This window comes from uncultured Duncaniella sp. (genome assembly GCF_910578445.1).
Taxonomy (GTDB): Bacteria; Bacteroidota; Bacteroidia; order Bacteroidales; family Muribaculaceae; genus Duncaniella.
Window position 1 is genome coordinate 105926 of record NZ_CAJTQC010000007.1, and the last position, 8069, is coordinate 113994.

An 8069-nucleotide genomic window follows, 5' to 3' on the forward strand; every position below is an offset into this window, starting at 1 on the left:
GATGTCTCATTTTCGTTAATATTTGAATCTATCGACAATTCGTCAACACTGAATATCAATCGTTTACAAATAAAGGGAAGCTACGCTCCGCGCGCGGCTTCCCTTAGACAGATAAGTGTGTTGAAACTTATTAATCAATTAAGACCAAAGGTGTGAAAAAACTTGTTTTGATTGTGAAAAAAGAATAAAGAAATCTAAGTGCTTCCAAAAACCAAAAAACAATCATCTAAATAGAGCTTAGAATACCTATCACCTATTGTAATATAATCGAAAGACATCAAAAGCCTTTACTGTATCTGAAAAAATCGATATCTACGTGGCCTCCGAGAGTAGCGGTGGCATAATTATAGATTGCAAATCGCGTCCCCATAAAGAACCTGCGATAGTCAAACACCATCTTGAATTCCGAGCCGATCGGAGTCCAGTTTACACCGTCAGTGCTATAGGCAAATGTGGCTATGTCGCGGCCGGGATTGAAATCGGCATTTATCTTCAGGTAGATGTCATCGGAGGTAAGGGCGACACGCTCCATCTCCCGGTCATTGACAGCGACAACTTCGTGATGCTTCCCGAGGCTCACAGATGAAGCCACTGCCGACAGCCACCTGCGACCACCCTCACGCGACACAGACAGCAAACCGGAATCACCGTTGATAGCCGCAAATCCGGCAACATCGCCATCCTTCATGTTCGAGATGTCCATCTTCACGATGCCTTCACACACCGGGCCTTCCATGCGTTGGGTAATCGTGTTAGGCGCTTCAAAAATATTTCCGACAATCCGCGAAGTTGAAAGCCTCAGATGCCCCGGCCGTGCCGTAAGCGACCATGCGGAATCAACCGGATTGTGATTCCATTCCCACAGCAACGATTTTCTACCGTCGGAAAATTCATCGGCAGCAACAATTCCGTCGCCATCCACTCCGACTGTTGTCTTGGCTATGAAATCAGGCACTTTTCCGTTTTCATCGCCAAGCATAGGCCATCCGTCGACCCACCGGCATGGATTAAGCGTGAGTATGCGCCCCACTCCGCCACGGTCCTGAAATATCATTCCCCACCAGCCGCCTTCGGAATCATCAACTATACATCCTTGACCGACATACGGGAAACCACCGAATTCCGACTCAAGTATGACCTTTTTTTCGTATGGTCCGCATATGTTATCGGCACGGTAGCACAGCTGGCGACGAGGTTTGCCGGCAGGCCATGAAATGACAAGTGCATAATACTTGCCGTTGTGTTTCACAACGCGACTTCCTTCGTGAAGCCCGGTCTCTGTGGCGTCAGGGAAAATCACGGCCGTGTCAACTCCTCCCTCCTTTACGCCTGAAAGGTCGGGGTTAAGCTCTCGGAGACGGATCTGACCTCCGCCATAGAACACATACACACGGCCATCATCGTCAAACAGAAGCGACGAATCATGGAAATGGTCGGTACGGCTGACGAGTTCCCACTTTCCGGCGGGATCTTCCGCTGAATATATATATGATTTATAAGGAGCGTCGTTAGGCGAAAAAAGCACGTAGAAACGCCCGTCATGATAACGGAGCGATGTGGCCCACTGTCCTTTCCCATAGACTGTGCCACCCTCAAGGTCATAGCTGGGAGTGTCGTTGAGCGTGTCGAACACATATCCGATGGTCTCCCAGTTTACAAGGTCTTTCGATTTCATGACCGGACATCCCGGCATCAGATGCATGGTCGTGCTGACCATATAAAAATCATCACCGACCCTGATCACATCGGGATCGGGGACATCCGCCCAAATGACAGGATTGGAGAATCCGTCGACTGAATCACCTGAGGCAACAGCCGGCAATGCAAGTGACGCAAGCATTGCTATTAGTGAAATTTTTACTGTCTTGATCATGGAATCTGATTTTTAAGTTGAAAATGTCGGCAACGGCCTGCAACGCCGTCCGATTTAACAGTTGCAAAATTACAATTATATTACGTATGCGCAATTATGCTACAAATCATCAAGATAAGTCCATGACAACACCACTTGTCCATTTGTGTTATTTCCATACAAATTTGTCGCACCATTCAAATTTATATCTGTTTTTATTTCTGCTGTCACTGTTTTTGTCTATTTTTGTGTGTAAGAAATTTTGCCATGAACAACATTAAACGAATCCTGACATTTTTTTTATTGCTACTGGCATCCGTCTTCAGCATGGATGCCATACAGAACACACGGCTATTTAACTCAAAGGAATTTGTCTCATCAAACTATGGAGGGTTCTGCCTGGATAAAGACGGATATCTATGGATAGGCACGCAATACGGACTCCTGCGTTTCGATGGTATCAATATCGACAGGTATCTCCACGATGAAAATTCAGAAACCTCGCTCAGCGATAACCGAATCTTGAAAATCCTTTATGACAACGAAGACCGGATGTGGGTGGCGACATGCGAGGGTCTTAATCTATATGACCCGCACACCGACAGTTTCACCCGCATTACACTTCCCAGTCTTAACCTTTATGGCTATATCTGTGATATATGCCAGCTGCCAAACGGCGATATAATCTTCATGGCCTCCGGATTCGGACTCTACATTCTTGATTTTTCGTCGGAGAAACCGATTGCAGTCAGATTCATGCCACAGATTGAGATAACCAATACTGTCAACACTCTCGGTGTGACCGAAAAAGGAGAACTCGTCTGCGGCAACCACGCCGGCGACATAATAAAAATATCGTCCAACGGACAGTCAAATATCTACAAAGTAACAGATTCATATATCCGAATTGTGCTCCGTGACAACGATGGATATTTTTTTGTATCAACTACAACCGAGGCATGGCGCTGGAACACCAAGACTGACGAATTTATACCGGTCAGCATGCCTGACAATATAAAACCTGTGTTGCAATGTGCGGTGCAGGACAAAAACGGCAATATACTTATCGGGACCATAGGCAACGGTGTGTTCTATCTTGATAAAGCCACAAACGAACTCCGGCCAAACAATGAGTTCAACAACCCGATTACAAATCTCAACAAAACGCGCATTTCAACCATTTATGAAGATTCCATAGGAAATCTGTGGATGGGCTGTTCGCATCAGGGCGTACTCATGGTCCCTCAGAAACCAATCCCATCTAATTTCGTCAATATCTCTCGCGCTATTACTGATTATTCAGGAGGGAAAACAAATATCGCCATGTTTCCCGATTCAGACGACATCTGGATAGGCCTTGACGACGGACGTCTCATCTCAGTGGATGAATATGGCAAACTACACTCAAGATACCGCTTGGGCGGAGGCATCAGTTCAATGAAAGCCTCTGACACAGGCAAACTATATCTCGGGGTTGACAACCACGGCCTATATGAACTGAATCCCGTGACAGGAGCTATGCGCCAGCTTATCAAAGTCAAAGGAAACTATCTGGCAAACGCGCTTACAGAAGACCAACAAGGAAATCTCTATCTCGGAATAGTCGGTGAAGGAGTTGTGAAGGTAAACCCTGACACCGGTGAAACAAACTGGCTTCACGACAATGCCGGCAACAATAAATTCCGCTGGACCTCTTCGCTTTTCTGCGATTCTCGCAACAGAATTTGGATCGGAATGTTTGGTGCGCTGTCTATCTACGACAATGCAACGGGGAAACTGACATATCTTAGTGAAAAACATCAACAGATGATTAAAGGCGTACACAACAATATAGCCGAAGATTCCGACGGCAACATCTGGGATGCGACAAGCATAGGCCTTTTCATCATCAACCCCGACAATCTGACATATGAACGACTGACCCCCAACGAAGGGCTATCAGACATCAATGTATCGACAATCGTATTCGATGCCGACGGCTATGCATGGGCCGGAACTCACGACGGCCTCAACCAGATAGACCGCGACTTCAACGTCATTCCGTTCTATGGCAAGAACGACATGTCGGACAGCGACTATTTCTCCGCGACGGCTTCGTCTGACAAATCAAAACTACTCTTCAGCGGTGAAAAAGGCATCACAATCCTTGAACCAGCAAAGTTGAAAAAGCCGATGTTCGAACGTGATATTTTCATATCAGGCATAGACCTCAACGGCACAAGAATAAACAGCACCACCCTTAATGCGTCAGGAGAGAAGGTGATGACCAATATGAAATCTAATCCCGACAATCTTCGTCTCTCGTTCAAAGACAATTCTTTGGTTCTCCGCATGTCGACCAAGGATTTCAGCGACACAGACAATCTGGTATTCCAATGGCGCATTCCGGGATTTGTCGACCATTGGGCCTCGACCACTCCCGGCAGTGGAATCATAGTGCTGCCCCACCTGCAATCAGGCAACCACAGGCTGGAACTCCGCGCAACTGAAAACGGACTTTACTCCGAAATAAAGACCGTCAACATATCCGTTTCATATCCATGGTATCTATCTATCCCGGCCAAAATCATATATCTGATATTGATTTGCTGCTTCATAATCCTCGCATGGAGGGCCATGAAACATAAAAACACAGAACGCGTCAATGAAGAAAAAATCAAGTTCTTCATAAATATCTCACATGAAATCCGCTCGCCTCTGACTCTGATAATCAGTCCGCTCGAACGGATCATGAAAAAGGAGCATGACCCTGAAACAACTAAAAACCTGAATGCCATCCACCGCAATGCCAACAGGATTCTCGGCCTCATCAACCAGCTGCTTGACATCAGAAAGATTGATAAGGGCAAAATGCAAATCAGGCGTTCGGAAACAGAGTTTATCAGTTTCACACGCGAGCTTGTCGAAATCTTCAAACCTCAGGCCGAAGAAAAAGGCCTGACACTCAGATTTGTCACCGACGATCCGTCTCTGACTCACCTGACAGTGTGGATTGACAGGAATAATTTCGACAAGGTCCTTGTCAATCTCATATCGAACGCCATAAAATACACACCGTCAGGAGGCAACATCCAAGTTTCTGTCAGCCAGTGTGTTGCAAAAGAATTAGGGGGGGTCAAATGTGTTGAAATCCAAGTGCTTGACACAGGCATTGGTCTCAACGAGAAAAACATCGACAGATTGTTTGACCGTTTCTATCAGGGCAAATTCAATCATGGTGACATTCCACTCGGATTCGGAATCGGGCTTGATCTGTGCCGTCAACTCGTCGAACTACACAACGGAGTCATCACTGCCGAAAACCGCACGGATTGCAAGGGCAGCTGTTTCACCGTACGCATCCCCATAAGATGTATGGACACTGACGAGACTGCAGCCGAAACTGAACAGACGGCTACCGACCGCAACATCACACCATCCGTGAGCCATATTCTGCCCGCTGAAGCCAAAAGGAATACTAAAAACTCATCGCTGAGAATACTGGTGGTTGACGACGACGCTGAAATCCGCTCTTTCCTCAACGATATTCTTTCAGGATTCGGAAAAGTGACAGAGGCTATCAACGGAGAGGAAGCTATGAGGAGCATCATGGAATCAATGCCCGATCTCATAATCTCTGATGTCGTGATGCCATGTATGGACGGCCTCACTCTTTTGAAAACACTTAAGAGTAATGTCGATACCAACCATATCCCGGTAATACTCCTAAGCTCTAAAAACGATGTCGCCGACCGTATGGCCGGCTGGGATAAAGGCGCTGACGGATATATCGGTAAACCTTTTATCGTCGAAGAACTTCAGGCGATGGTCGACAATCTCATTGACAACCGTCTGAGGCTAAAAGGAAAATTCTCCGGCACACAGCAGCAGGACGGCAAGATTGAAACGCCCGACCTCAAAGGCAATGACAAAGTACTTATCGACAAGATTGTCAGCGAGATAGACAGTCATCTCGACGACCCAAATCTTAATGTCGAGAAACTCTGTCAGGAAGTCGGCCTGAGCCGTGCGCATCTCAACCGCAAAATGAAAGAACTTTTCGGACTGACACCGAGCGAGTTTATAAGGAACGTACGTCTGAGAAAGGCATGCGAACTTCTACGCCAGCCGGATGTAGATATATCACAGATTGCCTACAGCGTCGGCTTCTCATCGCAACCACACTTCTCGACCGCATTCAAGCGTTTCACAGGAATATCCCCGACTGAATACCGCCAGAGAAATTCGACATCAGCCGTCTGACACCTTTGCGCAACTATAGACCAGAACCACACATGGTTGCTCAGATATAGGATGCTCCGTAGAGAATGATAACCGGTATAGTCCGATAATTATAGCCCGATAATATAATAGGCGATAACCCACCTTGTTACAGTGAGTTATCGCCTATTTTAGCGATTAGTATGTCTTATCTTACTCCTAGATGGCAGCCTGCACCACAGTAATTTCATTCAGATAGTCAGAGTATTAGTAGCATACTTTATTTCTAAACAAAAGCAATCTGGTGAAATCTGTCGTAATCTCTGTTCTAAGGACAAAGTTAATCATTAATCAATTAAACTTTAAATTCCTATTCCTATGCCGAAATCAATTCTTCGTAGAATCGTATTAATTTGCTTGCTTTTTCAGACTCTTCCGTAGAAGTATCATATTCCAAAGTATCTAATTCACCAGTAGGAGATGTAATCTGTATTGTGTACTTAGATGCATTTACAGGAGCATCTAATTTAATTACAATTACTTTGCCATTATTTTCTAAAACTACTCCCGGATTTTCAGAACCAGAATCTAAATATTCCTTCACAGTAAAACCACTACTCGTAAAGAAATCGATTTCAGCGTTTATATGAATTAAATAATCCAATGGAAATCTATTTCTAAAACCAGCTTCCAAGCCTGGAACTAAAACAAGAATGAAGAAAATGACAGTTAAAATTATACCCAAAGCGATAATGCTTAGAATTATCCAATGACCTTCTGTTATCAAGGAATATATTCCGAAGCCAAATATTGCAATAAACGCAATCAATCCTAAGAAAGATTGTAGCGTTTCTTTTATATCCTTAGCCATTCTTCTCCTTATTTTTCCCTTTCATTTTAACAATAGAATCACCTCTTCTTTCAGTTTAGGAAGGTCGTTGATGACGATATTCCAGATGATGTGAGGCTCGAGGGTGTCGTAGGCGTGAACGACATAATTGCGAGTGCCTTTGATGTTTTTTGCGTTAGTTATTGCTATGTCTGCATCTAATTGAAGAATCTTAGACATTGCTTCGCCGATAATGCCAATATTCCTCTCGATGGCTCTTTTGAACATGAGGTCATCAAGATAAACCTGATATTGACGTGGTCTTTGACTAATAAAAAACTCAATCTATTCTATTGCCAAAAGAATATCGTGGAGATATTTCTTGATTGTCCTATCCATAGATGAGTTGTTTGGTTTCCTCTAATTCTTCTTTAAAATATGGATTCCGAATACAATCCTCATCGACGAGATCTATTTTTCGTCCCATTAAATCTTGTAATCCGATATAAAATTGGATTCTGTTCTCTCCGGCGACCAGCGGGTCTTCTTCCGGATGAAAAGTAGCGGAAAAATCAACATCGCTATTCTCATTGAAGCGAGGAGTCAGAATTGAACCGAATACATACAGCGTCTTGACCTTATACTTTTTGCATAAGGCAATAATCTTCTGGAGATTGTCGGTGATCAGATGCATACCCGTTTGGTTTGTTAAAAATAAAGGCTGTGAAGTCTCAATCCATGATTGTGACAAGACTTCACAGCCCTTCTTATTCAGTCGTTAATCTCGAAGAGAATTACTCCTCGATGGCAGCCTGCGCCGCAAACAACAATCGCATAATATCAAGTGTTTGAATGAACGATCTAAGCGCTCTCTAAGCACTTTTTTGTTTGATTGGTGGTTTGCTGGTGTTTAGGCAGCTTAGTCCTCGATGGCTGCTTGCGCCGCTATAATTTAGAACTTCATTTCAGAAGGTTTAGAAACACTATCTAAGCAGGGTCTAAGCGGACTTCAAGCCTTATTATCGGGAAGGAGGATTTATCTCTCGCAACTGAACCGCATTGGAATCGTTAACCTTGCAGTTCAACTACAGTTTCTTATTTCATGGGCTATTCTATTTTGATTGTTTATATACTTGGATCAGCTCGTCCTTGTCGGCGAGGTTGTCCCTTAATGTCTGTATCTGTTCG

At 44.4% G+C, this 8069-nt stretch carries 5 protein-coding genes; 1 reads left to right on the plus strand and 4 read right to left on the minus strand.

Annotated features, from left to right (window positions below):
- Positions 1 to 277: 277 nt before the first annotated feature.
- Positions 278 to 1873, minus strand: coding sequence for a glycoside hydrolase 43 family protein (locus QZ311_RS05030; RefSeq protein ID WP_297064847.1), 1596 nt, complete (start codon positions 1871 to 1873; stop codon positions 278 to 280).
- Between the two features lie 246 nt (positions 1874 to 2119).
- Here QZ311_RS05030 and QZ311_RS05035 point away from each other — a divergent pair, with 246 nt between their 5' ends.
- Positions 2120 to 6094: a helix-turn-helix domain-containing protein gene (locus QZ311_RS05035; protein ID WP_297064850.1), complete on the plus strand. Its 3975-nt coding sequence runs from the start codon at positions 2120 to 2122 to the stop codon at positions 6092 to 6094.
- A 334-nt stretch (positions 6095 to 6428) separates the two neighbouring features.
- Here the strand turns inward: QZ311_RS05035 and QZ311_RS05040 are convergent, their stop codons facing one another.
- Genes QZ311_RS05040 through QZ311_RS05050 form a run of 3 tightly spaced genes read right to left on the minus strand, consistent with a single transcriptional unit; the run spans position 6429 to position 7575 of the window.
- Positions 6429 to 6923, minus strand: coding sequence for a hypothetical protein (locus QZ311_RS05040; protein WP_297064852.1), 495 nt, complete (start codon positions 6921 to 6923; stop codon positions 6429 to 6431).
- Positions 6924 to 6944: 21 nt separating this feature from the next.
- Entirely contained in the window at positions 6945 to 7226 is a 282-nt protein-coding gene (locus QZ311_RS05045) for a HepT-like ribonuclease domain-containing protein (RefSeq protein WP_363323599.1), read from the minus strand.
- A gap of 46 nt (positions 7227 to 7272) precedes the next feature.
- On the minus strand, positions 7273 to 7575 hold the full coding sequence (locus tag QZ311_RS05050) for a nucleotidyltransferase domain-containing protein (RefSeq protein WP_297064854.1): 303 nt from the start codon (positions 7573 to 7575) through the stop codon (positions 7273 to 7275).
- Between the last annotated feature and the right edge of the window lie 494 nt (positions 7576 to 8069).